Origin of the sequence: Variovorax sp. Root473 (assembly GCF_001426505.1) — a bacterium.
Lineage (GTDB): Bacteria > Pseudomonadota > Gammaproteobacteria > Burkholderiales > Burkholderiaceae_C > Variovorax.
In genome coordinates this window covers 302,148-326,775 of the sequence record NZ_LMEV01000002.1, presented here as the reverse complement: position 1 = coordinate 326,775, position 24,628 = coordinate 302,148, and the positions used below count along the sequence as shown (strand labels likewise).

Sequence of the window (24,628 nt, the reverse complement as noted above, 5' to 3'; positions counted from 1 at the left end):
CCATGAACCCCAGATACCGCGGCATCTTTCCGGTCGTGCCGACCACCTTCACCGAACAGGGCGCGCTCGACCTGGAAAGCCAGAAGCGCTGCGTCGACTTCATGATCGACGCGGGCTCCGACGGGCTGTGCATCCTCGCGAATTTCTCCGAGCAGTTCGTGCTGTCCGACGACGAGCGCGAGGTGCTCACGCGCACCATCCTCGAGCACGCGAAGGGCCGCGTGCCGGTGATCGTGACCACCACGCACTACAGCACGCAGGTCTGCGCCGAGCGCAGCCGCCGCGCGCAGGACATGGGCGCGGCGATGCTGATGGTGATGCCGCCGTATCACGGTGCGACCTTCCGTGTGCCCGAACCGCAGATCTTCGAGTTCTATGCGCGGCTGTCCGATGCCGTGGGCATTCCGATCATGATCCAGGACGCGCCCGCGAGCGGCACGGTGCTGTCTGCACCGTTCCTCGCGCGCATGGCGAAGGAGATCGAACACGTCGCGTATTTCAAGATCGAGACCGCCAATGCGGCCGCGAAGCTGCGCGAGCTGATCCGCCTGGGCGGCGATGCCATCGAAGGCCCGTGGGACGGCGAGGAAGCCATCACGCTGATGCCCGACCTCGATGCCGGCGCAACCGGTTCGATGACCGGCGGCGGTTATCCCGATGGCATCCGCCCGATCATCGAGGCGCACCGCGCGGGCGACCGCGACAAGGCTTTCGCGCTGTACCAGCAATGGCTGCCGCTCATCAACTACGAGAACCGACAGGCAGGCCTGCTGGCGTGCAAGTCGCTCATGAAGGAGGGCGGCGTGATTGCCTGCGAGGCGCCGCGGCATCCGCTGCCGGCGATGCACGCTGCGACGCGTGCGGGACTGATCGAGACGGCGAAGCGGCTCGACCCGCTGGTGCTGCGCTGGGGGCGATAGAGGCGATAGGCACCTCGCCGTCCTGCACGAAGTGCGGCGAGAGGATCTCGCCGAGCCAGTCCATCACCGCGGCCACGCGCGGCGCCAGCTGGCGCCGGTTGAGGTACACCAGCGACACCGGCATCGGGCGCGCGGTGAAGGCCGGCATCACCTCGACGAGGGTGCCGGCGGCAAAGCAGGGCAGCAGGCCGCTGACCGGCGCCTGGATCAGCCCCAGGCCCGCGACCGCCGCGGCGTTGTAGGCATCGGTGCCGTTCACCGTGACGAGAGTGCGCACGGGCTGCAGGCGGTAATGGCCCTGGGCCGCATCGAAATATTCCCAGCCCGCGTCGCTCGGTGAGAGGGTCTGCGCGAAATGCACGATGCGGTGCTGCGCGAGATCGGCCAGTGCATGCGGCGTGCCGTGCGCCTGCAGGTAGGCCGGGCTGGCGGCATTGGCCATCCGCATGAAGCCGAGAGGCCGTGCAATGAGTTCGGAATCGTCCAGCACCCCCACGCGCAGCACGCAGTCGAAGCCCTCGTTCACGAGGTCGACGCGGCGGTCGGTGGTGCTGATGCCGAGCTCCAGCGCGGGATGCCGCGCGAGGAATTCGGGCAGGCGCGGAATGACGAGGTCGCGCGCCACGGTGGCTGGCAGGTCGATGCGCAGGCGTCCCGTGAGCCCGCCGATGTTCGCGCGGAACATGGTGGCCAGCTGCTCGCCCTCGGCGAGGTAGTCCTTGCAGCGCTCGAGAAAACGCATGCCGTCTTCGGTGAGGCGCACGCTGCGCGTGGTGCGCTGCAGGAGCCGCGTGCCCAGCCGCTCTTCCAGCTGCTGCACGGCCACCGAGACACGAGCGCGCGTCAGGCCCAGCTGGTCGGCCGCGCGGCTGAAGCTCGCGAGTTCGGCAACCCTGGAGAAGATGCGCAGTTCGTCGGTGGTCATGGGCGAGGATTGTTTCGTTCTTGGATAACAGTGTGCTTGGTCTGGCGGAATTTATCTTTGTGGCGGTAATTTTTAAAGTCCATTCATCGATCTGTCGATCAACCACCAAGGACTTTGAAATGACCGCTTCCACCCCCCGCACGCCCACCCGCATTGCCCTCATCACCGGCGGCAGCCGCGGCCTCGGCCGCAGCGCCGCGCTGGCGCTCGCCGCCGACGGCGTCGATGTGATCCTGACCTACGTGTCGAACGAGGCCAGTGCACAGGCGGTGGTGTCGCAGATCGAGGCCATGGGACGCCGCGCCGTCGCGCTCCAACTGGATGTGGGCGACAGCAGGGCCTTCGACGCGTTCGCGCGGTCGCTGAAGGCGGCGTTGTCGGCCACGTGGCAGCGCGAGCGCTTCGATTTCCTGGTGAACAACGCGGGCGTGGGCCTGCATGCGAACTTCGAGGACACGACCGAAGCGCAATTCGACATGCTCTACAACGTGCACCTCAAGGGCGCGTACTTCCTCACGCAGAAGCTGCTGCCGCTGATCAATGACGGCGGGCGCATCGTCAATGTGTCGTCGGGGCTCACGCGGTTCTCGATGGCCGGAGCGTCCGCCTATGCGGCGATGAAGGGCGCGGTGGAAACGCTGACGCGCTATCTCGCGAAGGAACTCGGCGCGCGCGGCATCACGGCCAACACGATCGCACCGGGCGCGATCGAGACCGACTTCGGGGGAGGCAGGGTGCGCGACAACGCCCAGGTGAACGCGATGATCGCGGGCGTCACGGCACTCGGACGCGCGGGTCAACCCGAGGACATCGGCGGCGCGATCGCGGGCTTGCTGGGAGAGGGGAGCCGCTGGGTGAATGCCCAGCGCATCGAGGTGTCGGGCGGGATGTTCGCCTGAGCACCGCGTGCGGGGAAGGCTCAGCTTTTTTCGAGTTCGGTGACCTGCAGGGACAGGTCGAACAGCTTGGACTTGCTGGCGTAGTAGCGGTCCAGGCGCCACTCCTTGAGGATGTCCATCGCCAGTTCGAAGCTCTTGTAGTCGAGGCTGTAGAGCGTGATCAACTCGAAGCTGCGTTCGGCTTCGAGCGCCAGCACGAGTTGGGCAAGAATCTTGGCCGATTCGTTGGCCGGGTCCGTTTCGATGAATCGGCGAGCGACCTTGATGGCATTCATGGGAAAGTGTTCCTCGGTTGGCAGGGACCGGGAACTATAGCTAGCACCTGCCTTTGTTTTGTGACGGTTTCATGACAAGCGAGGGCATCGCCACGGGAGCGCCCGTCGGTGTTATCACCAAGGCGTTCCCGTGCGATGCGCATCGTCAGTCAGTTCACTGCACTGGCAGGGGCGCCGGGCGCGGCAGGGGCATCGGCATCGGCATCGGTTCCGCGGGCATCGGGGCCGGCATCGGCGCGACCCGTGGCGGCGGCAGTGAAGTGGCCGGGACATTCACCACGCGGGTCGAGACCGACTCGCGGATCACGCCGCCGCCCATCACGCTGCCATCGACGTTGCTGCGGATGTTGCCCGCGCCGCCCAGCACGCGTGCCTCGCAATCGGCGCGCTCGGCCGGCGGTTGCAGGCTGCAGCGGGCCACGGCGTTGGCGCGGTAGTCGGGCGCGGAGGTGAGGCCGCCGCGTGCCGCGGCCTGGCGTGCGGCACCAGCTTCGCGGATGCAGGCGGCGCGGTCCTGCTGGTTGTGGCCGCAGACCGCGATCTCCTGCTGGTAGGTGCTGCCGCCGTCGCCACGGGCCGCCGTGGCGAGGGTGGTGGTGGCCAGCCCGCTGAGGGCGAGCAGGGCGAAGATCATCGAACGCGCGTTGTTTGGCATGGTGGGCTCCTTGGCGTATCGGGAATGAAAGACCGGCGTCGTTCGGTCAACGCGCCGGCTGCACCGGCTGCGGAGGCAGCGGGGTGACGGTTTCGCGGATCACGCCGCCGCCCATCACGCTGCCTTCGGTCGAAGTGCGCGCACCGCCGCGGATGCGTGCTTCGCAGTCCGGACGGTCGGCGACGGGTTGTTCGCGGCAGCGTGCGAGCGCGTTGGCGTCTTCGCGACCCGCGCTTGGTGTGGTCAGGCCCTGGCGAGCGGCTTCCTGGCGCGCGGCACCGGCTTCGCGCAGGCAGGCGGCGCGGTCCTGTTGCACGCCGTCACAGGTGGCGCGCTCTTTCTGCATGCGGGCGTCGCTGCCGGGCGCCTGCGCCGAGGCCAGCGGCGCACCGGCCATGAAGAAGCCGCCGACTGCCACGAGGGCAGCGGCCGACACAGTGGAACGAAAGGAAAAGGTCGTCATCGGGGCTCCTGGAGAGGCGCGCCGTGCGATCGACAAGAAGAATAAGAATACAAAAGCACGCAGGGCGCGACCGGTTCCCAGTGTGGGGCGGCCGGTGGCGCCAGGCTGTGGGACAAGCCGCACGCCGTGCAGCGGGCCGGACGCGCCCCTGCGTGTGGGACACGTCCGGCAGCGCAAGGAGGGCGGGCCTCCCGCGCTGCGCAGCGGGTGGATCAGCCCTGCGCGATGCGCTGCGCGAGGTGGGCCAGCGCCTCTTCGACCTGGTCGACGAGGATGAGCGACAGGTCGCCCGGCTGCAGCCGCGCGAGCGCGGTGTCGATGGCGACGAACTCGCCGCGGATCTCGTCGATCTGGCGCGTGCGCGAGGCACCCTGCAGGCCCTGGCGCAGCAGCGCCATGACCTCGCCGTCGGCACGCCCGCGCTGCGCCGCGTCCTGGTACAGGATCACGTCGTCGAAGGCCTGGCCGAGGATCGCGGTCTGGTCGCGGATGTCGGAGTCGCGCCGGTCGCCCGCGCCGCTGATGACCACCGAGCGCTTGTTGGCGGGCATGGTGTCCACGGCCGACACCAGCGCCTTCATGGCGTCGGTGTTGTGGCCGTAGTCGGCGATCACGGTGGCGCCGCGGTAGTCCATGACGTTGAAGCGCCCGGGCACGCCGGCCGCGTCGTTCATGAAGCTCGACAGGCCGCTGCGGATGGTGTCCCAGTCCAGGCCCACGGCCCACGCGGCGGCCACCGAGGCCATCACGTTGTCGACCTGGAAGCCGATGGTGCCGCCGCGCGTGATCGGCACGTCGCGCAGCGCGATGCGTTCGCGCCACGAGCCTTCGGCGGCCACCAGCGTGTCCTGGTCGACGTACACAGTGCGCTTGCCCTGGGCGCGGTGCGTGGCCATCACCGGGTGCATGCGGTCGGCGGTGAAGAAGATCACGTGGCCGGGGCAGCCGGCGGCCATGGCGGCGACGTTCACGTCGGCCGCGTTGAGCACCGCGTAGCCGTCGGGGGCCACGTTGCGCACGATCACGCGCTTGAGCACCGCCAGGTCTTCCACCGTGGTGATGTAGTTCAGGCCCAGGTGATCACCACTGCCGATGTTGGTGACCACGGCCACCTCGCAGCGGTCGAAGCCCAGGCCTTCGCGCAGCACGCCGCCGCGGGCCACTTCGAACACGGCCGCGTCGACGTCGGGGTGCATCAGCACGTTGCGCGCGCTCTTCGGGCCGCTGCAGTCGCCGCTGTCGGTCTGGCGGCCGTTGACGTACACGCCGTCGGTGTTCGTCATGCCGGTGCGCAGGCCGCTGGAGGCAATGATGTGGTTGATCAGGCGCGCGGTGGTGGTCTTGCCGTTGGTGCCGGTGACGGCCACCACGGGAATGCGGCCGTCGTCGCCGGGGGCGAAGAGCGTGTCCATCACCGCTTCGCCGACCGCGCGGCCGCGGCCGAACGAGGGCGAGATGTGCATGCGCAGGCCCGGCGCGGCGTTCACTTCGACCACGCCGCCGTGCTGTTCTTCGAGCGGGCGCAGCACGTTCTCGCAGACCATGTCGACGCCGCAGATGTGCAGGCCGACCATCTGCGCCGCATCGACGGCGCGCGCGGCCACTTCGGGGTGCACGGTGTCGGTGACGTCGGTGGCGGTGCCGCCGGTCGAGAGGTTGGCGTTGTTGCGCAGCACGACGCGCTGGCCCAGCTCGGGCACGCTCTCGGGCGTGAGGCCCTGCGACTCGAGGCGCCCGATGGCGATGTCGTCCAGGCGGATCTTGGTGAGCGAGGTGGCGTGGCCCTCGCCGCGCCGCGGGTCGAGGTTCACGGTGTCGACCAGCTGGCGCACGGTGGAGCTGCCGTCGCCGATGACCTGCGGCGGGTCGCGGCGCGCAGCGGCCACGAGGCGGTCGCCCACCACCAGCAGGCGGAAGTCGAAGCCGGGCAGGAATTTCTCGACCATCACCTCGCCGTACACGGCGGCCGAGTCGTAGGCCGCGGTGAGTTGCTCGCGCGTGGTGATGTTCACCGTCACGCCCTTGCCCTGGTTGCCGTCCTGCGGCTTGACCACGACCGGCAGGCCGATTTCCTCGGCCGCGGCCCAGCCATCGTCGGCGCTGCTGACCGGGCGGCCCAGCGGCACCGGCACGCCGGCGGCGTTGAGCAGCTGCTTGGTGAGTTCCTTGTCCTGCGCGATCGATTCGGCCACGCCGCTGGTGCTGTCGATTTCGGCGGCCTGGATGCGGCGCTGCTTGGAGCCCCAGCCGAACTGCACCAGGCTGCCGCTGGTGAGGCGGCGGTAGGGAATGCCGCGCGCCACGGCGGCGTCGACGATGGAGCCGGTGCTCGGGCCCAGGCGCTCCGATTCGTCGAGGTCGCGCAGCTCGGTGATGGCGGCGTCGGCGTCGAAAGCGGTGTCGGCCAGCGCGGCCTGGATCAGTTCCTCGGCCAGGGCGAGGGCGCGGCGGCCCACGTCTTCCTCGGTGTACTGCACGGTGACCTGGTAGACGCCTTCTTCGGTCGTCGGCGCGGTGTTGCCGAAGTTGACGGCGCAGCCGGCCTGCGCCTGCAGCGCCACGGCGGCGTTCTCGAGCACGTGGGCCAGCGCCAGCGGCTGGCCGAGCACCATCGGGTGCAGCTCGCCGATGGTCGGGAAGCGGGCGCGCAGGCGGGCTTCGAACCCGTCGAGCTTGCCGACGGCGTTCTCGTCGCCTTCGCAGGCCACGACGGCCTCGATGGTGGTGTGGCGGCTCCAGAGATTGGGGCCGCGCAGGGCGCGGATGCGGGTGACTTTCATGGCACGAAGTTCTTATTCAAGGAACACCGTGGAACCGGCTTTGCCGGGCCACTGGTGTTGCCCCCGGGAGGGGGTTGGCAAAGCGACACGAAGTGCGCGGAGCCTGGGGGCGGGCATTGTCATGCCAGTTGTTGTTGCGGTGAGAGGGGCGAGGCCTGCGACAGCTGCAGCGAGGCCAGTGCCGCCTGCAGGTCGGCTTCGAAGGCCTCGACGCCGGCGCCGATCAGGTTGAGCGGAATGCCCATGGCCCAGGCGGCGGCCACGGCGGCCAGCAGGCTTTCGAGGCTCACGCCGACGTGGGTCGCGCGCCAGATGGTCAGGCGGCCCAGGCCGGGCAGGAACGATTCGCTCGTGCCGTTGGCCAGCACCACGCGGTCCTGGCGCACCAGCACGGCCTTGCCGCCGGCGGCCTGGTGCGCGGTGAGCGCGGCGGCCTGCGGGTCGGTGCCGTAGAGGATGACGGCGCCGTCGCACAGCGGCGCCAGCGCGGCGATGCGCGGTTCGTCGGCGTTCAGCACGGCCGTGCCTTCGGCCAGCACCACGTCGACCTGGGTGCGCAGCACCTTGACCATCTGGTCGCTCTCGGTGATGTCGTAGTCGGCCAGGGCTTCCGAGCCTTCGAGGTCGGTCACGATGCCAACTTCGCAGCGGTCGTAGGCCAGGCCGTCGCGCAGGATGGTCTCGGCGCCGTTCTCGATCACCACGGCCTCGACGGCGCGGTTCACGAGCAGGCGGTGGCCGGCGTCCCAGTTGGCGCTGTTGCGTGCGTCGACGCGGCGGCGTTCCAGGAACAGGCCGTCGCGGCAGGCCAGGCCGGTGTGGCGCCCGCCGAGGTTGATGAGCCAGGCCACCAGCCGCGCGAGCACGGCGGTGTCGCGCGAACCGGCCACGCCCACCACGGGGATGCGGCCGGGGGCGTCGTTCGGGAACAGGTGATCGCAGATGGCGCGGCCCACGGGGCGCGGCGAGCCGATGGCCGGCTTCAGGTGCATCAGCAGGCCGGGGCCGGCGTTCACCTCGACGATCGCGCCGCCCTGCGGGCCCAGCGGCTTGGAGATGTCTTGCGCGACCATGTCGATGCCCGCGATGTCCAGGCCGACCACGCGGGCGGCGAGCACGGCGGCGTGCGCCACCTCGGGGTGCACGAGGTCGGTGCAGTCGTAGGCCATGTTGCCGTTGCGCTGGATCGTGACCACGCGGCCGGCGGCCGGCACCGAGTTGCCGTCGAGCTCCTGGCGCTTGAGCTCCAGCTGCAGCTTGGCGTCGGTGGCCAGCACGATCGTGTCGAGCGGGAATTCTTCTTCGGCGCCGCGGCGCGGGTCGCTGTTGAGCTGCTTGTCAATGAGCCCGGCCACGGTGCTGGTGCCGTCGCCGGTCACGGTGATGATCTCGCCGCGCGCGGCCGCCACCACCTCGCCGCCCACCACCAGCAGGCGGTGTTCGTGGCCGCGGATGAAGCGCTCGACCATCACGTCGCTGCCCTCGGGCTCGGCGACCGCGAAGGCGGCCATGATTTCTTCACGCGTCGTCAGTTCGAGCGACACGCCGCGGCCGTGGTTGGCGTCCGACGGCTTCACGACCACGGGCAGGCCGATGTCCTCGGCGGCTTCCCAGGCTTCCTCGGGCGACTCGACCACCTGGCCGTGCGGCACGGGCACGCCGCAGCTGGCGAGCAGCGACTTGGTCAGCTCCTTGTCGCTGGCGATCGATTCGCCGATGGCGCTGGTGTAGTCGGTTTCCGCGGTCCAGATGCGCTGCTGGTTGGCGCCGTAGCCCAGTTGCACGAGGTTGCCGCTGTTCAGGCGCATGTGCGGAATGCCGCGGTCGGTGGCGGCGGACACGATGGCCGCGGTGCTCGGGCCGAGGTAGCAGTCCTCGACCTTGGCCTTGACGGCCTCGACGGCGGTCTGCACGTCGGCGGCGGTGAACGGGTCGTTGTTGATGGCCGCCATCAGCAGGCGGTGGCCTTCGGTGAGTGCCACGCGGGCGACCTGCTCGTCACGCGCGCGGAACACCATGCGGTACACGCCGTGCTCCGAGGTGCTGCGGGTCTGGCCGAAACCGGTCGGCATGCCGGCCAGGTTCAGCAGTTCGATCACGACGTGCTCCAGCACGTGCCCCGACCAGGTGCCTTCGGTGAGGCGCTGGATGAAGCCGCCGCGCTCGCCCACGCCGCAGTGGTGCTCGATGAGCGCCGGCAGCAGGGTGGTCAGCCGGTCGGTGAAACCGTCGATCTTGTTGGAGGGGAAGTCTTCCAGTTGACCCAGGTCGAGCCAGACTTCGAGCACCGGACGGTAGGTCCAGAGGTTGGGACCGCGCAAATAGTTGATGCGCAGCAATTGGATGTCGTCGAAACGGGTCATGCAAACGTTCGATGTGCTTTGGCCGAGCACCACGGCGCCTTCAAGCGCACCCATGGCAATCGGTCAGAATCGGCGCCCGACCAAGGACGCCATGACGCGGTCCCAGCGGCCCGCGACGGGCAAGAGTCAAATAAACACAATGCAACATCACGATCCAGTCGGCGCCCAGGCGGGCGAAACGGAGGCGGTCTCAGGCGTGCTGAAAAGCCGACTCGCAGGCGCTGAAAACGTCTCGGTAACACTTGCGGTTGACCTCGACGACCAACTTCGCTTCGCCACCGGCCTCGTCGCCCTGACCGACCAGCGGCTCGTGGCCCTGGAGCCGGGCGGTGAATGGCGTGAGTGGCCACTCTCCGATCAGGCCCTGGAAATGCGTCTTTCCGACCATGCAGGTGTCGGAACCCTCGACCTCATCGGCCCCGCCGGACAGCTCGCCCGCTGGCGCTACACGCTGGCCGGCCAGCCGGCGGCGCTCAAGTTGCTCAAGCTGTTCGGACAGCGCGCCGCCCCGATTGTCACGAAGGCGACAGAAGAGGGGCCCGAAGGCCTCGATGCCGAGGGCACCGACACCGAACTGCAAACGCCGCCCTCGACCTGGGTGCTGCTGCGCCTGGGCCGCTTTGCCGGTCCGTACCGCAAGCAGCTGATCCTCGGGTTTGTCCTGACCCTCATTTCCACGGCCGCCACGCTGGTGCCGCCGTACCTGACCATCCCGCTGATGGACGACATCCTGATCCCGTTCCAGAACGGGCAGAAGATCGACTCTGGCCGCGTCGGCCTCTACCTGGGCGGCCTGCTGATCGCGGCGCTGGTCGGCTGGGGGCTCGGCTGGGCGCGCACCTACCTGCTGGCGCTGGTGTCCGAACGCATCGGCGCCGACCTGCGCACCACCACCTACGAACACCTGCTGACCCTGCCGCTGGACTACTTCGGCGGCAAGCGCACCGGCGACCTCATGGCGCGCATCGGCTCGGAAACCGACCGCATCAACGTCTTCCTGTCGCTGCACGCGCTCGACTTCGCGAACGACGTGCTGATGATCGTCATGACGGCGGTCATCCTGTTCTCGATCAACCCGCTGCTGGCCGTGGTCACGCTGGTGCCGCTGCCCTTCATCGCCTGGATGATCCACGTCGTGCGCGATCGCCTGCGCACCGGCTTCGAGAAGATCGACCGCGTGTGGTCCGAGGTGACCAACGTGCTGGCCGACACCATCCCCGGCATCCGCGTGGTCAAGGCCTTCGCACAGGAGCGCCGCGAAGCCGAGCGCTTTCGCGTCGCCAACGCCTACAACCTGCAGGTCAACGACAAGCTCAACCGCACCTGGTCGCTGTTCACGCCGACCGTGTCGCTGCTCACCGAAATCGGCCTGCTCGTGGTCTGGGCCTTCGGCATCTGGCAGGTGGCGCGCGGCAGCATCACGGTGGGTGTGCTCACGGCGTTCATCGCCTACATCGGCCGCTTCTACACGCGGCTCGACTCGATGAGCCGCATCGTCTCGGTCACGCAGAAGGCCGCGGCCGGCGCCAAGCGCATCTTCGACATCCTCGACCACGTGAGCAACGTGCCCGAGCCGGCCAACCCGGTGAAGGTGGAGCGCGTGCAGGGCCGCATCGAGATGAGCGGCCTCGGTTTCCGCTACGGCTCGCGCGCGGTGATCCACGACCTCGACCTGACCATCGAGCCCGGCGAGATGATCGGCCTCGTGGGCCACAGCGGCTCGGGCAAGAGCACGCTGGTCAACCTGATCTGCCGCTTCTACGACGTGACGGACGGCGCCATCAAGGTCGACGGCACCGACATCCGCCGCTTCGCCGTGGCCGACTACCGCCGCCACGTCGGCCTGGTGCTGCAGGAGCCGTTCCTGTTCTTCGGCACCATCGCGCAGAACATCGCCTACGGCAAGCCCGATGCCACGCGCGAAGAAGTCGTCGCAGCGGCCCGCGCGGCCCACGCGCACGACTTCATCCTGCGCCTGCCGCACGGCTACGACTCGCTGGTGGGCGAACGCGGGCAGGGCCTGTCGGGCGGCGAGCGCCAGCGCATCAGCATTGCGCGCGCGCTGCTCATCGACCCGCGCATCCTCATCCTCGACGAGGCCACCTCGGCCGTCGACACCGAGACCGAGAAGGAAATCCAGAAGGCGCTCGACAACCTCGTGCAGGGCCGCACCACCATCGCCATCGCGCACCGTTTGTCCACGCTGCGCAAGGCCGACCGCCTCGTGGTCATGGACCGCGGCGAAGTGGTCGAGGTCGGGCCGCACGACGCGCTCATGGCCAGGCAGGGCGCCTACTGGCGCCTGTACCAGGCGCAGCTGCGCCAGGGCGACGAAGACGATGTGAGCGAGGGCGCCGCCGACGAGCGCGCCAACGCCCAGGCGCCGCTGGCCGTGAGCCACGCCGCGCATCCGGCAGGGGACGTGTGATGAGCAACAACAACTTTGAACTGGCACGCGACACTTTCGGGCGCCTCGTGCTGACCGACGCGCAGGGCGAGCGCCACGTCGGCGTGACGCCGGTGCGCGCGTTTCCGCTGAGCGCGCCCAACGAGGGCGTGTCGCTGGTCGGCAGCGAAGGCCGCGAACTCGTGTGGGTCGACCGCGTCGACCGGCTGCCCGCACCGGCGCAGGCGCTGCTGAACGAAGAACTCGCGGTGCGCGACTTTGCGCCGACGTTGCTGAAACTGCATCGCGTGTCGAGCTTCGGCGTGCCCAGCACCTGGACCGTGGGCACCGACCGCGGCGACACCAGCTTCGTGCTCAAGGCCGAGGAAGACATCCGCCGGCTCGAAGGCGGCGCGCTGCTCATCGCGAGCGCGCACGGCGTGCAGTTCCGCATTCCCGATGCAAAGGCGCTGGATCGCGCGTCGCGCAAGCTGCTGGAGCGCTTTCTCTAGAAGCGCCGCAGAACAGGGGCGGCCCGCAGCATCGATCGGCTGCGAAAATCGCGCATTTGCACTACAACGGCCCCGCCGTTGACGGACATGCCCCTGCACACCACCGCCCTCGTTCTTTTTTCAGGCGGCCAGGACTCGGCCACCTGCCTGGCCGAGGCCCTGTCCAAGTACCAGCGTGTCGAAACCCTGGGCTTCGACTACGGCCAGCGCCACCGCGTCGAACTCGACGTGCGCGGCACCGTGCTCGACAAGATCCGCGAGCGCTTTCCCGAATGGGCCCCCCGCCTGGGCGAAGACCATGTGCTCACGCTGGCCGCGCTGGCCCAGCTCGGGGGCTCGTCGCTCACCGAGGAAGTCGCTTTCGCCATGCAGGCCGACGGCCTGCCCAACACCTTCGTGCCCGGGCGCAACCTGTTGTTCCTCACGCTCGCGGGCGCGCTCGCCTACCGGCGCGGGCTGCAGGTGATCGTCACCGGCGTGTGCGAAACCGACTTCTCGGGCTACCCCGACTGCCGCGACGACACGATGAAGGCGATGCAGCTGGCGCTGTCGCTCGGCCTGGAGCGCCGCCTCGTCATCGAGACGCCGCTCATGTGGATCGACAAGGCCGAGACCTGGGCGCTGGCCCACCGCTTGGGCGGCCAGCCGCTGGTCGACCTGATCGTCGAAGAAACCCACACCTGCTACCTCGGCGACCGCGAACACCGCCAGGCCTGGGGCTACGGCTGCGGCGAATGCCCGGCCTGCGACCTGCGCAAGAAGGGCTGGGAGCGTTACGTCGCTGCGGCCTGAGCCGCTGTAGAGGTATCGAGCCGGTAGCGCGCGCCACCGGCTGCACTTTCGTCCTGCGGCACCAGCGTCCACCGCTGGCCATGGAAATCGCCTACCGCCGGACGGTGCGCGATCGACACCATCGCACCGCCGCCCGCGCGCACCGTGTCGGCCAGCCGCTGGTAGAGCACGGCTTCGGCCGGTGCATCGAGCGCGCTGGTCACTTCGTCCGCGAAGAGCCAGGCCGGCTTCTTCAGCAGCACCCGCGCGATGGCCAGCCGCTGCTGTTCGCCGCCCGAGAGCTTCTGGCTCCAGGCATCGCTGTCGTCGAGCCGGTTCACCAGGTCGGGCAAGAGCGCATCGACCAGGGCCTGGCGCAGCTGGTCGTCGCTGAAGCCGGTGGCCGGGTGCGGATAGGTCAGCGCCTCGCGCAGTTTGCCGTCGGGCAGGTAGGGGCGCTGCGGCATGAAGACCGCGTCGGCCGGGGCTTGCACCTTGCCACTCGCAAACGGCCAGATGCCCGCGAAGGTGCGAAACAGCGTGGACTTGCCGCTGCCCGACGGGCCCTGCAGCAGCACGCTGTCGCCGGGCCGCACGGCCAGCGCGGCGCCGGCCAGCAGCTGCGTGCCGTTGGGCAGCGCGAGCGTGAGGTCGGTGGTGTCCAGCGCGGCGGCGTTGTCGTCGCGTTGCAATGCGATGTCGCGCGCCGCGTGGGCGCGCATCGCGTCGTCGAAGCTGATCAGGCGGTCAGTGGTGGCGCGCCAGACGGCCACGCGGTCGTAGTTGGCGACGAACCAGCTCAGCGATTCCTGCACCTTGTCGAAGGCCGATGAAATCTGGATCAGCGCGCCCAGCTGGATGGCGCCGTTGAAGAAACGCGGCGCCGACACGATGAACGGAAAGATCACCGACGCCTGGCCGAACATCGCGGTGAAGGTGACCAGGTTCTTCTGCTTCTTGATCAGCTGCAGGTAGTTGCGCAGCACGGCGCCGAAGCGCGTGTCGAGCTGGCCGCGCTCCACCGTCTCGCCGCGGTCCAGCGCGATGGCTTCGCTGTACTCGCGCACGCGCACCAGGTGGTGGCGAAAGTCGGCCTCGAAGCGCTGCTGGCGGAAGTTCAGGCCGATCAGCGGCCGGCCGATGAAGTGCGTGACGACCGTGCCGACCACGCAATAGACCAGCGCCAGCCACACCATCGAGCCGGCGACCTGGTAGGTGCTGCCGCCCAGCGGCAGGTCGAAGGTGCCCGACAGGCCCCAGAGAATGCCGACGAAGCTCAGCAGCGTGACCACCGCGTTCAGGATTTCCATCGACAGCGTCATCGTGGCGTTGGTGAACATCTGCATGTCCTCCTGGATGCGCTGGTCGGGGTTGTCGGGCGTGGCGCCGTCGGCGTGCGCGTAGCGCGCCAGTTCCAGGTGATAGAAGGTGCGGTCGGCCATCCAGCGGCCGAGGTAGTGGCGGGTCATCCAGGAGCGCCAGCGCAGCTGCAGCAGCTGCGTCAGGTAGAACTTCGCCACCTGGATCGCGATGTTGAAGAAGGCCAGCCAGGCGAACACGCGGATCTCGCGCCAGAACACCACCGCATCCTTGTTCTGCAGCCCGTCATAGAAGCGCCCGTACCACTGGTTGAAGAGCACCAGCGCGTACACGTACGCCAGGTTCAGCGCCACGATGCCCGCGAACATGAGGCGCGCCCGCCATTTTTCTTCGTCCGAACTGAAGTAGGGCGCCGCGAGCCGCAGCACGCGGCGCAGGACCTGGACGAACGCGCCGGCACGCGCGGCGATGTTGGGCGATGGAGCAGAAGATGACATGCGGATTTCCTCGCAGGCGCAGGGGCGCCGGACCTCGTGAGGCGCCCATCGTAGACAAGTGCGTCTTAAGCGGGGCTGAAGGCGACTCGGTGCACCCATGCCGGCATGACAGCCGTGCGACACCCACGGCCGCGTTGTGGCAGGGCCGTGTCATGTGACAAACCTTTGTCACATAGCGCTGCGAGCATCGCTGCGTTCACGGCCCCGGCCGTGTTTTCTTTTTGCGTACATCGCCTGTTCTTACACCGAGGGATCTCCCATGCTGTGTCGTCATCTCCGTTGGGCCGCCTTGCCTGCCGCCCTGTTCTCGCTGGCCTTCGCCGCATCGGCGCAGGGCCGCACCGAGCTGCTGGTCTACACCGCGCTCGAAGCCGACCAGGTGCAGGCCTACAAGGCCGCCTTCGAAAAGGAAAACCCCGCCATCGAACTGAAGTTCGTGCGTGATTCGACCGGCATCGTCACCGCCAAGCTGCTGGCCGAAAAGGCCAACCCGCAGGCCGACGTGGTGTGGGGCCTGGCCGCCACCTCGCTGATGCTGCTGGACAAGGAAGGCATGCTCCAGCCCTACGCACCCAAGGGCCTGGAGGCCATCAAGCCCACCATGCGCGACACGGCCAACCCGCCCAAATGGGTCGGCATGGACGTGTGGTCGTCGGCCATCTGCTTCAACACCGCCGAAGCCACGAAGAAGAGCCTGCCCAAGCCCACCAGTTGGGCCGACCTGACCAACCCGGTCTACAAGGGCCAGATCACCATGCCCAACCCCGCTGCTTCTGGCACCGGCTACCTGATGGTGTCGGGCTGGATCCAGATGATGGGTGAAGACAAGGCCTGGAAGTACATGGACGCGCTGCACCAGAACATCGGCGTGTACAGCCTGTCGGGCAGCAAGCCTTGCCGCCAGGCGGGCGCCGGCGAGTTCGCGCTGGGCATGTCGTTCGAATACCGCGCCAACAAGACCAAGCGCGACGGCGCGCCCATCGACATCGTGCTGCCCAAGGAAGGCCTGGGCTGGGACATGGAAGCCACGGGCATCCTCAAGACCAGCAAGAAGCAGGACGCCGCCAAGGCCCTGGCCGACTGGGCTGTGACGAAGCAGGCCAACGCGCTGTACGCGAAGAACTTCGCCGTGCTCGCGCTGCCGGGCATCCAGGAAAAGCTCGAGTTCGTACCGGGCGACGTCGAGAAGCTGCTGGCCAAGAACGACTTCAACTGGGCCGCTGCGAATCGCGACCGCATCCTGACGGAATGGTCGAAGCGCTACGACGCCAAGGCCGAAAAAAAGCCGATGTGATCGGGGTTCCGGGCAGCCGCACATGACCAGCTTTCTTTCCCTTCGCGGCATCGGCAAGTCCTTTGGCGCCACGCGCGTGCTCGACGGTATCGACCTGGACATCGAGCCCGGCGAGTTCGTCTGCCTGCTCGGCCCTTCGGGCTGCGGCAAGACCACGCTGCTGCGCATCGTGTGCGGCATCGAGCGCGCCGACAGCGGGCAGATCCTGCTCGGCGGCCAGGACATCGCGGGCCTGCCGCCCGCGGCGCGCGGTTTCGGCGTGGTGTTCCAGTCGTATGCGCTGTTTCCCAACCTCACGGCAGCGCAGAACATCGCCTACGGCCTGCACCCCACGGGTGCGCTGGCCCGCGAGATGGCCAAGCGCTCGCGCGAAATGCTCGACCTCGTCGGGCTCACCGCACATGCCGACAAGTACCCCGTGCAGCTCTCGGGCGGCCAGCAGCAGCGCATCGCGCTGGCGCGTGCCCTGGCGCCCAACCCGCGCCTGCTGCTGCTCGACGAGCCGCTGTCCGCGCTCGACGCGCAGGTGCGTGCCACGCTGCGCAGCGAGATCCGCGCGCTGCAGAAGCGCCTGGGCATCGTCACCATCATGGTCACGCACGACCAGGAAGAAGCCCTCTCGATGGCCGACCGCGTGGTGCTGATGCACAACGGCCGCATCGAGCAGGCCGGCACGCCCGACGAGCTGTACCGCCAGCCGCGCACCCGCTTCGCGGCGGGTTTCGTGGGCCGCATGAACATGCTGCCCGCCACGGTGCTGGCCGACGGCAAGGTGCGCGTGCGCGACAGCGAGCTGCTCTGCGCACCGGGCAACCTCAGCGTCGGTTCGCAAGCCACCGTGGGCATCCGGCCCGAGCATGTGGTGGTGAAGCGTTTCGGCTCCGAACTCGGCACCAACAGTTTTGCCGCGCGCCTGCTGGACACCGAGTTCTTCGGCAACCGCACCTCGGCGCGCCTGGCTTGCGAGCCGCTGGGCATCGAGATCGAAGCCGAGTTGCCCGCCGATGCGCGCAGCGGCGGCGAAGAGCCGCTGGTGCCGAGCAGCATGGTGCACATCCAGCTGCCTTTGCACGCGCTGTCGGTCCTGGCGCGCTGACAAGACGCGCATGAGCAGTTCTCCCGACGCCATCGCCGTCCGACCGGTGGCGATGCCGCGTGCCGGCCACTTCGACCGCGAACGCTGGCTCACCGGCGTCGCCGCAGGGCTCGTCGTGCTGCTGCTGGTCGTGATCGTCGCGCTCCCCGTCGGCGCGTTGGTCGGCCAGAGCTTCTACGACCGCGCCGGCAACTTCGTCGCTCTGACGAATTTCGTGCGCTACTTCGAGAACCCCGCGCTCGTTCAGTCGGCCTTCAACAGCGTCGGCCTCGCGATGATCAGCGCCGCGCTCTGCACCGCCATCGCCTACGTGTACGCCTACGGCCTCACGCTCTCGTGCATGCCCGCCAAGGGCCTGCTGCGCGCCGTGGCGCTCATGCCGCTGCTTGCGCCTTCGCTGCTGCCGGCCATCAGCCTGATCTACCTGTTCGGCAACCAGGGGCTGTTCAAGGGGCTGCTGGGCGACGTGTCGATCTACGGCCCGCTGGGCATCGTGCTCGGCTCGGTGTTCTGGACGCTGCCGCATGCGCTGCTGATTCTTACCACCGCCATGGCCACCTCGGACGGGCGCCTGTACGAAGCGGCGCAGACGCTGGGCGCCTCGCGCTGGCGCATCTTTCGCACCGTCACGCTGCCGGCGTCGCGCTACGGCCTCATCGTGGCCGCGATGGTCGTGTTCGTGCTGGTCATCACCGACTTCGGCGTGCCCAAGGTCGTGGGCGGCCAGACGGGCGTGCTCGCGACCGACATCTACAAGCAGGTGGTCGGTCAGCAGAATTTTCAGATGGGTGCGGTGGTCGGCCTCGTGCTGCTGATTCCGGCCGTGCTGTCGTTTCTTGTCGAACGGCGCGTGCGCCGCAAGCAGGCCGCGGCGCTGTCGGCACGCGCCACGCCGTATCAGCCGGAACCGGTGAAGTCGCGCGACCGCGCACTGCTCGTGTTCTGCACGCTCACCGCCCTCGCCATCGTCGTGATGATCGGCATGGCCGTGTTCGCCTCGCTGGCCAGCTACTGGCCCTACAAGCTCACGCCGACGCTGAAGAACTACGACTTCAGCAACATGGATGGCGGCGGCTGGGGCAGCTATGTCAACTCGTTGCGCCTGGCGCTGTGCGCGGCCGTGGCGGGTGCGCTCGCCACCTTCGTGTCGGCCTACTTCGTAGAGAAGCCGCGCCACTTCGGCCTGCTGCGCGAGCTGCTGAACCTGCTGGCCAACCTGCCGCTGGCGGTACCGGGGCTGGTGCTCGGCGTGGGGTACATCTTCTTCTTCAACTCGGCCTCGAACCCGCTGCACGGCATCTACGGCGGCATGTCGATTCTGGTGGTCTGCACCGTGGCGCATTTTTTCTCGGTGGCGCACCTCACGTCGCTCACCGCGCTGCGCCAGCTCGACCGCGAGTACGAGCTGGTGTCCGAATCGATGGGCGTGCCGTTCTGGCGCACGCTGTGGCGCGTGCACCTGCCGGTGGCGCTGCCCACGGTGCTCAACGTGGCCGGCTACTTCTTCGTCAACGCGATGACCACCGTGTCGGCCGTCGTGTTCCTCTATTCGCCGCAGACCACGCTGGCCGCCATCGCCGTGCTCAACATGGACGACGCCGGCGACGTGGCGCCGGCGGCCGCGATGGCTTCGCTCATCATGCTCACGGCCGCTGTCGGCCGGGGGCTGTTCGCGCTGGCCGGGCATGGGGCGCTGAAGCGCACGCAGGCCTGGCGGCAACGCTGATGAACCGCGCAGCGCTCTGACAGCGGCGGCGCCATGCCGATTGGCGCCACGTCCGACTTGACGCGCGATGTTGCAGGCTTAGCATGCGCCGCATGAGAAGCACAGCCTTTGTTCTTCTGTTGTGTCTCGGCCTGCTGACGGCGGCCTGCGATGGCAAGCGCAAGCCCGGCGTACCGGTGCCGAAGGCGTCCTTGCCGTCGAGCGTCGCCGTCATGCCCGCGCCGTTCTTGGGCTGAGACTTCCGGGGCATTCGTCGACCGGCCTCGGGGCGCTTCCCAGGACGGGACGTACGCCCGCACTTCATCGCCCGTCGCCGGCCAGTTCGCCGTCGGCCAGCGTGACGTAGCCGGGCAATGAGCCTCGGCGATGCCGGCCTGCCAGGTTTCGTGCGTGATGCCGACGGTCTTCAGTTCGTCGACGAGGGCGCGCACAGCAAGTGACGCAGCCTTCCGCGAGAATGCCACTCCACATGCGCCGCCCGATGCATGCGTGGAGACAAAAAGAATGAAGACGACACACGACACCGCCATCGTCCACCAGCCCGACTCGCGCTACGCCATGGTGCGCCTGGCGCTCACGCTGCTGGTCATGACGGTCGGCAGCAGCGGCATGTACGTGGTGTCGGTCATGCTGCCCGCCGTGCAGGCCGAGTTCGGCGTGGCGCGCGCCGATGCCTCCATGCCCTACACGCTGCTGATGCTGGGCTTCGGCTTCGGCGGCGTGCTCATGGGCAAGCTGGCCGACCGCGTCGGCGTGATGAAGCCGCTGCTGATGGGCTCGGTCTTTCTCGCCGCGGGCTACATCGCCACGGGCCTGTCGGAAGGCATCGTGTCGTTCACCATCGCGCAGGCGCTGCTGGTGGGCCTGCTCGGCAGCTCGGTGGCCTTTGCGCCGCTGGTGGCCGACACCTCGCTGTGGTTCGTCAAGCGACGCGGCATCGCGGTGGCGGTGTGCGCCAGCGGCAACTACCTCGCGGGCGCCGTGTGGCCGCCCATCGCGCAGCACTTCGTCGAACAGGTGGGCTGGCGCCAGACCTACATCGGCATGGGCATCTTCTGCGGCGTGACGATGGCGTTGCTCGCGCTGTTCTTCCGCGCAAGGCCGCCGGCACTCGCCGAAGCGGCGCCGGTGTCGCAGGTGGCAGGCAGCAGCACTCTCGTGCGCGACATGACGCGCCCCTTCGGCCTGAGCCTGGGCACGGCGCAGGGCCTGCTGTGCGTGGCGGGCGTGGCCTGCTGCGTGGCCATGGCGATGCCACAGGTGCACATCGTGGCGTACTGCGGCGACCTGGGCTACGGCCCTGCGCAGGGCGCGATGATGCTGTCGCTGATGCTGGGCTTCGGCATCGTGAGCCGGCTGGTGTCGGGCGCCATCTGCGACCGCATCGGCGGGCTGCGCACGCTGATGCTGGGCGGCGTGCTGCAGTGCGTCGCGCTGCTGCTGTTCCTGCCCTTCGACGGACTGGTGCCGCTGTACGTGATCTCGGCGCTGTTCGGCCTGTTCCAGGGCGGCATCGTGCCCTCGTACGCGATCATCGTGCGCGAGCACTTTCCGCCCAGGGAAGCCGGCGCGCGCGTGGGCACGGTGCTGATGTTCACGCTGTTCGGCATGGCGCTGGGCGGCTGGATGTCAGGCAAGGTCTTCGACCTGACGGGCAGCTACCACGCGGCCTTTTTGAACGGCATCGGATGGAACCTGGTGAACGTGAGCATCGCGGCGTTCCTGCTGTTCAGGGTGCGCCGGATGCGGCGGGTTGGGGTGGCGGTGGTGGCTTGAAGTTCGAGCAGGGGCCGGGCTCAAAGACCCAGAAGTTGCAGGCCCTACTTTTTTGTTGAACTTGAGGTGCCCGCCATGAGCGCGTAGGCGAAGGGCCGGGGTGACGTCTTCATCGCGTCTTCCTGTGTGAACGGGCGAGCCGGCTGAGTATCGGCGACATCTTCACCGGCCTCCGGCCGCTTCCGCGACCAGCCGCCCGAGTGTCTGCAAGGCCTGCTCGCTGTGCGCATCCCATGCATGCCCGTAGTTCAGCCGCAGGCAGTTGGTGAATGCGCGCGTGGCCGAGAAGATCGGCCCGGGCGCGACGCTGATGCCGCGCTCCAGCGCCAGGCGATGGATCTCCAGCGCATTCACCTGCGGCGGCAATTCGACCCATAGGAAGTACCCGCCCAGCGGTCGCGTGGCGCGCGTGCCCGCCGGAAAGTAATGGCCCACGGCCTGCGCGAAGGTGGCCTGCTGCATCGCCAGCGTCTGGCGCAGCTTGCGCAGGTGCTTGTCGAAGCCGCCTTTCTCAAGGTAATCGGCCAGCGCCAGTTGCGCGGGCACCGAGGTGCTGAGCGTGGTCGTGAGTTTTTGCCGCGCCACCTTGCGCGCGAAGCGCCCGGCCGAGGCCCAGCCGATGCGGTAGCCGGGCGCAAGGCTCTTCGAGAACGACGAGCAGTGCAGCACCAGCCCCTGCGTGTCGAAGGCCTTGGCCGGCGGCGGGCGGCGCTCGCCGAAGTAGAGCTCGGCGTATACGTCGTCTTCGATCAGCGGCAACTCATGGCGCGCGAGCAGTTCGACCAGCGCCTTCTTCTTCGCGTCGGGCATCAGGCTGCCCAGTGGGTTCTGGAAGGTGGTCATGAGCCAGCAGGCCGTGGGCTGGTGCGCGGCGATGGCTTGCGCGAGCGCATCGAGGTCGATGCCTTCACCCGGATGCGTCGGCACCTCGATGGCGCGCAGGCCCATGCGTTCGAGCGCCTGCAGCGCGGCGTAGAAGGTGGGCGACTCGACGATCACCGCATCGCCCGGCCGCGTGACCGCCGAGAGGCAGAGGTTGAGGGCTTCGAGCGCGCCGTTGGTGACCACGATCTCCTCGGCCGGCACGGGCAGGCCGTCGGCCAGGTAGCGCAGCGCGATCTGCCGGCGCAGCGCCGCGCTGCCGGGCGTGAGGTCGTCCACCGTGCGCCACGGGTCGAGCGACTTGGCGCTGGCCGCCATGAACTGGCCCAGCCGTGCCAGCGGAAACAGCAGCGGGCTCGGAAAGGCCGAGCCGAAGGGCACGACCTGGCGCGACATGCTGGCTTCGAGGATGTCGAAGACCTGGTCGCTCACTTCGAGCGCGCGCGGGCCTTCGGCGGGGCGCGAGGTGAGGGTGGTCTCGGGCGGCGCGTCGCGCAGGCCGCCGCCGGCCACGTAGTAGCCTGAGCGGTCGCGCGCGCGCACGAGGCCGCGCGCTTCCAGCAGGTAGTAGGCTTGGAACACGGTGGAGGCGCTCACGCCGCGGCTGCTGCCCGTGTGGCGCACGGAGGGCAGGCGGTCGCCGGTCTTGAGGGTGCCGTTGCGGATCGAGGCCTCGATGTCGGCGGCCAGGGCTTCGTAACGCTTCATCGGGGTTTCATCGGGGGCTGCATCGGTGGGCCGTTGTCATTCGCGGGGACTCTAATCTGATATGGTGAATCGAGCTGGATCTGCATCTGTTTTTTTTGACCCGTTTGCGCGACAGTGGACCCATGTTCAATCTGATGCGCGCGGTGCGCGCCGTACTCTGGAGCTTCATCGGGCTGGGCGGCCGCCGGGCCGACGCCGACAAGCGGACCGCCCAGCTGGGCATCCTGCCGCTGATCGGCGTGGGGCTGTGCATGGCGCTGTTGCTGATTGCGGGCCTGCTGGCATTGGCGCATTTCGCGGCCGGCACGTGATGAAGGCCGTGCTCCATCGCACAGCGCTGGCCCTGGCGCTGCTGCTGACGTTCGGCCCCGTCGCCGTGCAGGCCGCGACGACCACCGTGCCCGACACCATCGAACAGCGCGTGGCCGCCTGCATCGCCTGTCACGGGCGCGAGGGCGCGACCACCAACGCCGGCTTCTTCCCGCGCCTGGCGGGCAAGCCGGCGGGCTACCTGTTCAACCAGCTCGTGAGTTTTCGCGACGGGCGCCGCTTCAACAGCGACATGACCTACATGGTCCAGCACCTGTCGGACGACTACCTGCGCGAGATGGCCGAGTACTTCGCGAACCTGTCGCTGCCGTACGCAGCGGTCTCGCCGCAGAGCGACGCCACGCCCGAGCAGCTGCGCCGCGGCCGGCAGCTGGCGCTCGAAGGCGACGCCGCGCGCCAGATCCCAGCCTGCGTGCAGTGCCACGGCGCTGCGCTCACGGGCGTGCAGCCGGCCATTCCGGGTCTGCTGGGCCTGCCGCGCCTGTACGTGTCGTCGCAGCTGGGCGCCTGGCTCACCAAGGAGCGCCACGCGCCCGCGCCCGACTGCATGGCGCAGATCGGCCAGCGCATGGCCACCGCCGACATCAACGCCGTGGCCAGCTGGCTGGCCGTGCAGCCGATGCCGGCCGACACCCGACCGGCCGCCTCGCTGCCGGCACCGCTGCCTGTCACCTGCGGGGGCATGCCCACCGCCGCGAAACCGTGAGAACCCGATGACCTCGCGACTGAGACTTTTTGGCTGGACCCTGCTGGGCCTGGTCACCCTGGCGGCCGTGGGGGCCGGCGTGGTGCTCGCGCTCAACCTGCGCGGCGAAGACCCGCTGCCCGAGCGCGCCGAAGCCTTCGAAGCCACGCCGCAGCTCGTCGAGCGCGGGCGCTACCTCGCGCTGGCGGGCAACTGCGCCGGCTGCCACACCACGCGCGGCGGCCGGCCCTATGCGGGTGGCGTGCCGCTCGAAACGCCGTTCGGCACCATCTACGCGACCAACCTCACGCCCGATCCGACGCACGGCATCGGCGGCTGGAGCAGCGCGCATTTCTGGCGCGCCATGCACAACGGCCGCAGCAAGGACGGGCGCCTGCTCTACCCGGCCTTCCCCTACCCGAACTTCACGCAGGTCACGCGCGAAGACTCCGACGCGCTCTACGCCTACCTGCGCAGCGTGGCACCCGCCGCCACGGAAAACAAGGCGCACCGGCTGCGCTTCCCGTACGACACGCAAGCCGCGCTCGCGGTGTGGCGCGCGCTCTCGTTCAAGCCGCAGCCCTTCGTGGCCAACGCGAACAAGCCGGCCGAATGGAACCGCGGCGCCTACCTTGTGGGCGGTCTCGGTCACTGCATCGCCTGCCACGGCAGCCGCAACTCGCTGGGCGCGACCGACACCCAGCTCGGGTTGTCGGGCGGGCTGATCGCGGTGGAGAACTGGTACGCGCCTTCGCTGGCCGATCCGCACGAAGCCGGCGTGGCCGACTGGCCCGCCGCCGACGTCGTGGCGCTGCTGAAAACCGGCACCGCCCCGCGCGGCTCGGTGATGGGCCCGATGGCCGATGTCGTGTTCCGCAGCACGCAGTACCTCAGCGATGCCGACCTCGGCGCGATGGCGACCTACCTGAAGGACCTGCCCGAGGCCGTGAAGCAGGACGTGCCCGAAGCCCAGCAGGCGCCCGCCGCCCCGGTGCGGCGCGACGCCGGCGCGATGGTGCGCGGCGCAAGAATCTACGACCAGCGCTGCGCCTACTGCCACGGCGATCAGGGGCAGGGCGCGGCCGGCGCCTACCCGCCGCTCGCGGGCAACCGCGCGGTGACGATGGCGCAGCCCACCAACCTGATCCAGGTGATCGCGCACGGTGGCTTCCTGCCCGCGACGGCCGGCAACCCGCGCCCCTACGGCATGCCGCCGTTCGGGCACGCGCTCGACGCGACCGAGGTGGCCGAGGTGCTCACCTACATCCGCGGGTCGTGGGGGAACAACGCCGCACCGGTCACCCAGCTCGACACGATGCGGCGCTGAGGCGCACCGCACACCGCCTTCTCAGGCGGTGTGCGGAT

Annotated in this window: 20 protein-coding genes and 1 pseudogene; 13 read left to right on the top strand and 8 right to left on the bottom strand. The window is 68.9% G+C overall.

Annotated features, from left to right (window positions below):
* Window positions 1-2 precede the first annotated feature (2 nt).
* Entirely contained in the window at window positions 3-920 is a 918-nt protein-coding gene (locus ASD34_RS04195) for a dihydrodipicolinate synthase family protein (protein ID WP_056573115.1), read from the top strand.
* Between the two features lie 58 nt (window positions 921-978).
* Here ASD34_RS04195 and ASD34_RS26990 read toward each other — a convergent pair.
* Window positions 979-1,845, bottom strand: a pseudogene (locus tag ASD34_RS26990) (LysR family transcriptional regulator); the annotation flags it as partial.
* Between the two features lie 119 nt (window positions 1,846-1,964).
* Here ASD34_RS26990 and ASD34_RS04190 point away from each other — a divergent pair.
* Window positions 1,965-2,744 (top strand): SDR family NAD(P)-dependent oxidoreductase, encoded by a 780-nt coding sequence (locus tag ASD34_RS04190; protein WP_056573112.1) that lies wholly within the window; start codon window positions 1,965-1,967, stop codon window positions 2,742-2,744.
* 20 nt (window positions 2,745-2,764) lie between these two features.
* On the opposite strand, the gene ASD34_RS04185 is transcribed toward ASD34_RS04190, so the two are convergent.
* The 5 genes from ASD34_RS04185 to cphA (ASD34_RS04165) all read right to left on the bottom strand — a co-directional run bounded on the left by ASD34_RS04185 (window position 2,765) and on the right by cphA (ASD34_RS04165) (window position 9,280).
* Complete coding sequence (locus ASD34_RS04185; RefSeq protein WP_056573109.1) at window positions 2,765-3,019, bottom strand: hypothetical protein; 255 nt, start codon at window positions 3,017-3,019, stop codon at window positions 2,765-2,767.
* A 154-nt stretch (window positions 3,020-3,173) separates the two neighbouring features.
* Window positions 3,174-3,674 (bottom strand): hypothetical protein, encoded by a 501-nt coding sequence (locus ASD34_RS04180; protein WP_056573105.1) that lies wholly within the window; start codon window positions 3,672-3,674, stop codon window positions 3,174-3,176.
* Between the two features lie 46 nt (window positions 3,675-3,720).
* On the bottom strand, window positions 3,721-4,137 hold the full coding sequence (locus tag ASD34_RS04175; RefSeq protein ID WP_056573102.1) for a hypothetical protein: 417 nt from the start codon (window positions 4,135-4,137) through the stop codon (window positions 3,721-3,723).
* A 212-nt stretch (window positions 4,138-4,349) separates the two neighbouring features.
* Window positions 4,350-6,917: a cyanophycin synthetase gene (gene cphA, locus ASD34_RS04170; RefSeq protein WP_056573098.1), complete on the bottom strand. Its 2,568-nt coding sequence runs from the start codon at window positions 6,915-6,917 to the stop codon at window positions 4,350-4,352.
* 119 nt (window positions 6,918-7,036) lie between these two features.
* On the bottom strand, window positions 7,037-9,280 hold the full coding sequence (gene cphA, locus ASD34_RS04165; RefSeq protein WP_235509967.1) for a cyanophycin synthetase: 2,244 nt from the start codon (window positions 9,278-9,280) through the stop codon (window positions 7,037-7,039).
* Window positions 9,281-9,419: 139 nt separating this feature from the next.
* On the opposite strand from cphA (ASD34_RS04165), the gene ASD34_RS04160 reads away from it, so the two are divergent.
* The 3 genes from ASD34_RS04160 (at window position 9,420) to queC (ending at window position 12,970) form a co-directional block, all read left to right on the top strand.
* Window positions 9,420-11,708 (top strand): ABC transporter ATP-binding protein, encoded by a 2,289-nt coding sequence (locus ASD34_RS04160; protein WP_056573093.1) that lies wholly within the window; start codon window positions 9,420-9,422, stop codon window positions 11,706-11,708.
* Window positions 11,708-12,178 (top strand): DUF1854 domain-containing protein, encoded by a 471-nt coding sequence (locus ASD34_RS04155; protein WP_056573091.1) that lies wholly within the window; start codon window positions 11,708-11,710, stop codon window positions 12,176-12,178. The genes ASD34_RS04160 and ASD34_RS04155 overlap by 1 nt, the downstream gene beginning before the upstream one ends.
* Before the next feature lie 87 nt (window positions 12,179-12,265).
* Window positions 12,266-12,970: a 7-cyano-7-deazaguanine synthase QueC gene (queC, locus tag ASD34_RS04150; RefSeq protein WP_056573088.1), complete on the top strand. Its 705-nt coding sequence runs from the start codon at window positions 12,266-12,268 to the stop codon at window positions 12,968-12,970.
* On the opposite strand, the gene ASD34_RS04145 is transcribed toward queC, so the two are convergent.
* A complete protein-coding gene (locus tag ASD34_RS04145) occupies window positions 12,952-14,766 on the bottom strand; it encodes an ABC transporter ATP-binding protein/permease (protein ID WP_056573085.1) in 1,815 nt (604 codons plus the stop codon). The genes queC and ASD34_RS04145 overlap by 19 nt on opposite strands.
* Before the next feature lie 259 nt (window positions 14,767-15,025).
* Here ASD34_RS04145 and ASD34_RS04140 point away from each other — a divergent pair, with 259 nt between their 5' ends.
* The 5 genes from ASD34_RS04140 to ASD34_RS04125 all read left to right on the top strand — a co-directional run bounded on the left by ASD34_RS04140 (window position 15,026) and on the right by ASD34_RS04125 (window position 20,658).
* A complete protein-coding gene (locus tag ASD34_RS04140; protein WP_056573081.1) occupies window positions 15,026-16,060 on the top strand; it encodes a putative 2-aminoethylphosphonate ABC transporter substrate-binding protein in 1,035 nt (344 codons plus the stop codon).
* Window positions 16,061-16,082: 22 nt separating this feature from the next.
* Window positions 16,083-17,156, top strand: coding sequence for an ABC transporter ATP-binding protein (locus ASD34_RS04135; RefSeq protein ID WP_056573078.1), 1,074 nt, complete (start codon window positions 16,083-16,085; stop codon window positions 17,154-17,156).
* A gap of 10 nt (window positions 17,157-17,166) precedes the next feature.
* Window positions 17,167-18,882 (top strand): putative 2-aminoethylphosphonate ABC transporter permease subunit, encoded by a 1,716-nt coding sequence (locus tag ASD34_RS04130; RefSeq protein WP_056573075.1) that lies wholly within the window; start codon window positions 17,167-17,169, stop codon window positions 18,880-18,882.
* Window positions 18,883-18,974: 92 nt separating this feature from the next.
* On the top strand, window positions 18,975-19,118 hold the full coding sequence (locus ASD34_RS27815; protein WP_200937518.1) for a hypothetical protein: 144 nt from the start codon (window positions 18,975-18,977) through the stop codon (window positions 19,116-19,118).
* A 268-nt stretch (window positions 19,119-19,386) separates the two neighbouring features.
* The gene (locus tag ASD34_RS04125; RefSeq protein ID WP_056573071.1) at window positions 19,387-20,658 is read left to right on the top strand and encodes an MFS transporter; all 1,272 of its coding nucleotides are present in this window, start codon (window positions 19,387-19,389) and stop codon (window positions 20,656-20,658) included.
* A gap of 162 nt (window positions 20,659-20,820) precedes the next feature.
* On the opposite strand, the gene ASD34_RS04120 is transcribed toward ASD34_RS04125, so the two are convergent.
* Window positions 20,821-22,248: a PLP-dependent aminotransferase family protein gene (locus tag ASD34_RS04120; protein ID WP_056573067.1), complete on the bottom strand. Its 1,428-nt coding sequence runs from the start codon at window positions 22,246-22,248 to the stop codon at window positions 20,821-20,823.
* A 122-nt stretch (window positions 22,249-22,370) separates the two neighbouring features.
* Between ASD34_RS04120 and ASD34_RS04115 the strand changes: the two genes are divergently transcribed.
* Genes ASD34_RS04115 through ASD34_RS04105 form a run of 3 tightly spaced genes read left to right on the top strand, consistent with a single transcriptional unit; the run spans window position 22,371 to window position 24,590 of the window.
* Window positions 22,371-22,559: a DUF2970 domain-containing protein gene (locus ASD34_RS04115; protein WP_056573062.1), complete on the top strand. Its 189-nt coding sequence runs from the start codon at window positions 22,371-22,373 to the stop codon at window positions 22,557-22,559.
* Window positions 22,559-23,284 (top strand): c-type cytochrome, encoded by a 726-nt coding sequence (locus tag ASD34_RS04110; protein ID WP_056573059.1) that lies wholly within the window; start codon window positions 22,559-22,561, stop codon window positions 23,282-23,284. The genes ASD34_RS04115 and ASD34_RS04110 overlap by 1 nt, the downstream gene beginning before the upstream one ends.
* 7 nt (window positions 23,285-23,291) lie before the next feature.
* On the top strand, window positions 23,292-24,590 hold the full coding sequence (locus ASD34_RS04105) for a c-type cytochrome (RefSeq protein ID WP_056573055.1): 1,299 nt from the start codon (window positions 23,292-23,294) through the stop codon (window positions 24,588-24,590).
* Window positions 24,591-24,628: the final 38 nt, after the last annotated feature.

Excerpts from the sequence above, each read along its gene's own strand:
- ASD34_RS04195 (WP_056573115.1), top strand. The coding sequence starts at position 3 with ATGAACCCCAGATACCGCGGCATCTTTCCGGTCGTGCCGACCACCTTC.
- ASD34_RS04190 (WP_056573112.1), top strand. The coding sequence starts at position 1,965 with ATGACCGCTTCCACCCCCCGCACGCCCACCCGCATTGCCCTCATCACC.
- ASD34_RS04185 (WP_056573109.1), bottom strand. The coding sequence starts at position 3,019 with ATGAATGCCATCAAGGTCGCTCGCCGATTCATCGAAACGGACCCGGCC.
- ASD34_RS04180 (WP_056573105.1), bottom strand. The coding sequence starts at position 3,674 with ATGCCAAACAACGCGCGTTCGATGATCTTCGCCCTGCTCGCCCTCAGC.
- ASD34_RS04175 (WP_056573102.1), bottom strand. The coding sequence starts at position 4,137 with ATGACGACCTTTTCCTTTCGTTCCACTGTGTCGGCCGCTGCCCTCGTG.
- cphA (WP_056573098.1), bottom strand. The coding sequence starts at position 6,917 with ATGAAAGTCACCCGCATCCGCGCCCTGCGCGGCCCCAATCTCTGGAGC.
- cphA (WP_235509967.1), bottom strand. The coding sequence starts at position 9,280 with ATGACCCGTTTCGACGACATCCAATTGCTGCGCATCAACTATTTGCGC.
- ASD34_RS04160 (WP_056573093.1), top strand. The coding sequence starts at position 9,420 with ATGCAACATCACGATCCAGTCGGCGCCCAGGCGGGCGAAACGGAGGCG.
- ASD34_RS04155 (WP_056573091.1), top strand. The coding sequence starts at position 11,708 with ATGAGCAACAACAACTTTGAACTGGCACGCGACACTTTCGGGCGCCTC.
- queC (WP_056573088.1), top strand. The coding sequence starts at position 12,266 with ATGCCCCTGCACACCACCGCCCTCGTTCTTTTTTCAGGCGGCCAGGAC.
- ASD34_RS04145 (WP_056573085.1), bottom strand. The coding sequence starts at position 14,766 with ATGTCATCTTCTGCTCCATCGCCCAACATCGCCGCGCGTGCCGGCGCG.
- ASD34_RS04140 (WP_056573081.1), top strand. The coding sequence starts at position 15,026 with ATGCTGTGTCGTCATCTCCGTTGGGCCGCCTTGCCTGCCGCCCTGTTC.
- ASD34_RS04135 (WP_056573078.1), top strand. The coding sequence starts at position 16,083 with ATGACCAGCTTTCTTTCCCTTCGCGGCATCGGCAAGTCCTTTGGCGCC.
- ASD34_RS04130 (WP_056573075.1), top strand. The coding sequence starts at position 17,167 with ATGAGCAGTTCTCCCGACGCCATCGCCGTCCGACCGGTGGCGATGCCG.
- ASD34_RS27815 (WP_200937518.1), top strand. The coding sequence starts at position 18,975 with ATGAGAAGCACAGCCTTTGTTCTTCTGTTGTGTCTCGGCCTGCTGACG.
- ASD34_RS04125 (WP_056573071.1), top strand. The coding sequence starts at position 19,387 with ATGAAGACGACACACGACACCGCCATCGTCCACCAGCCCGACTCGCGC.
- ASD34_RS04120 (WP_056573067.1), bottom strand. The coding sequence starts at position 22,248 with ATGAAGCGTTACGAAGCCCTGGCCGCCGACATCGAGGCCTCGATCCGC.
- ASD34_RS04115 (WP_056573062.1), top strand. The coding sequence starts at position 22,371 with ATGTTCAATCTGATGCGCGCGGTGCGCGCCGTACTCTGGAGCTTCATC.
- ASD34_RS04110 (WP_056573059.1), top strand. The coding sequence starts at position 22,559 with ATGAAGGCCGTGCTCCATCGCACAGCGCTGGCCCTGGCGCTGCTGCTG.
- ASD34_RS04105 (WP_056573055.1), top strand. The coding sequence starts at position 23,292 with ATGACCTCGCGACTGAGACTTTTTGGCTGGACCCTGCTGGGCCTGGTC.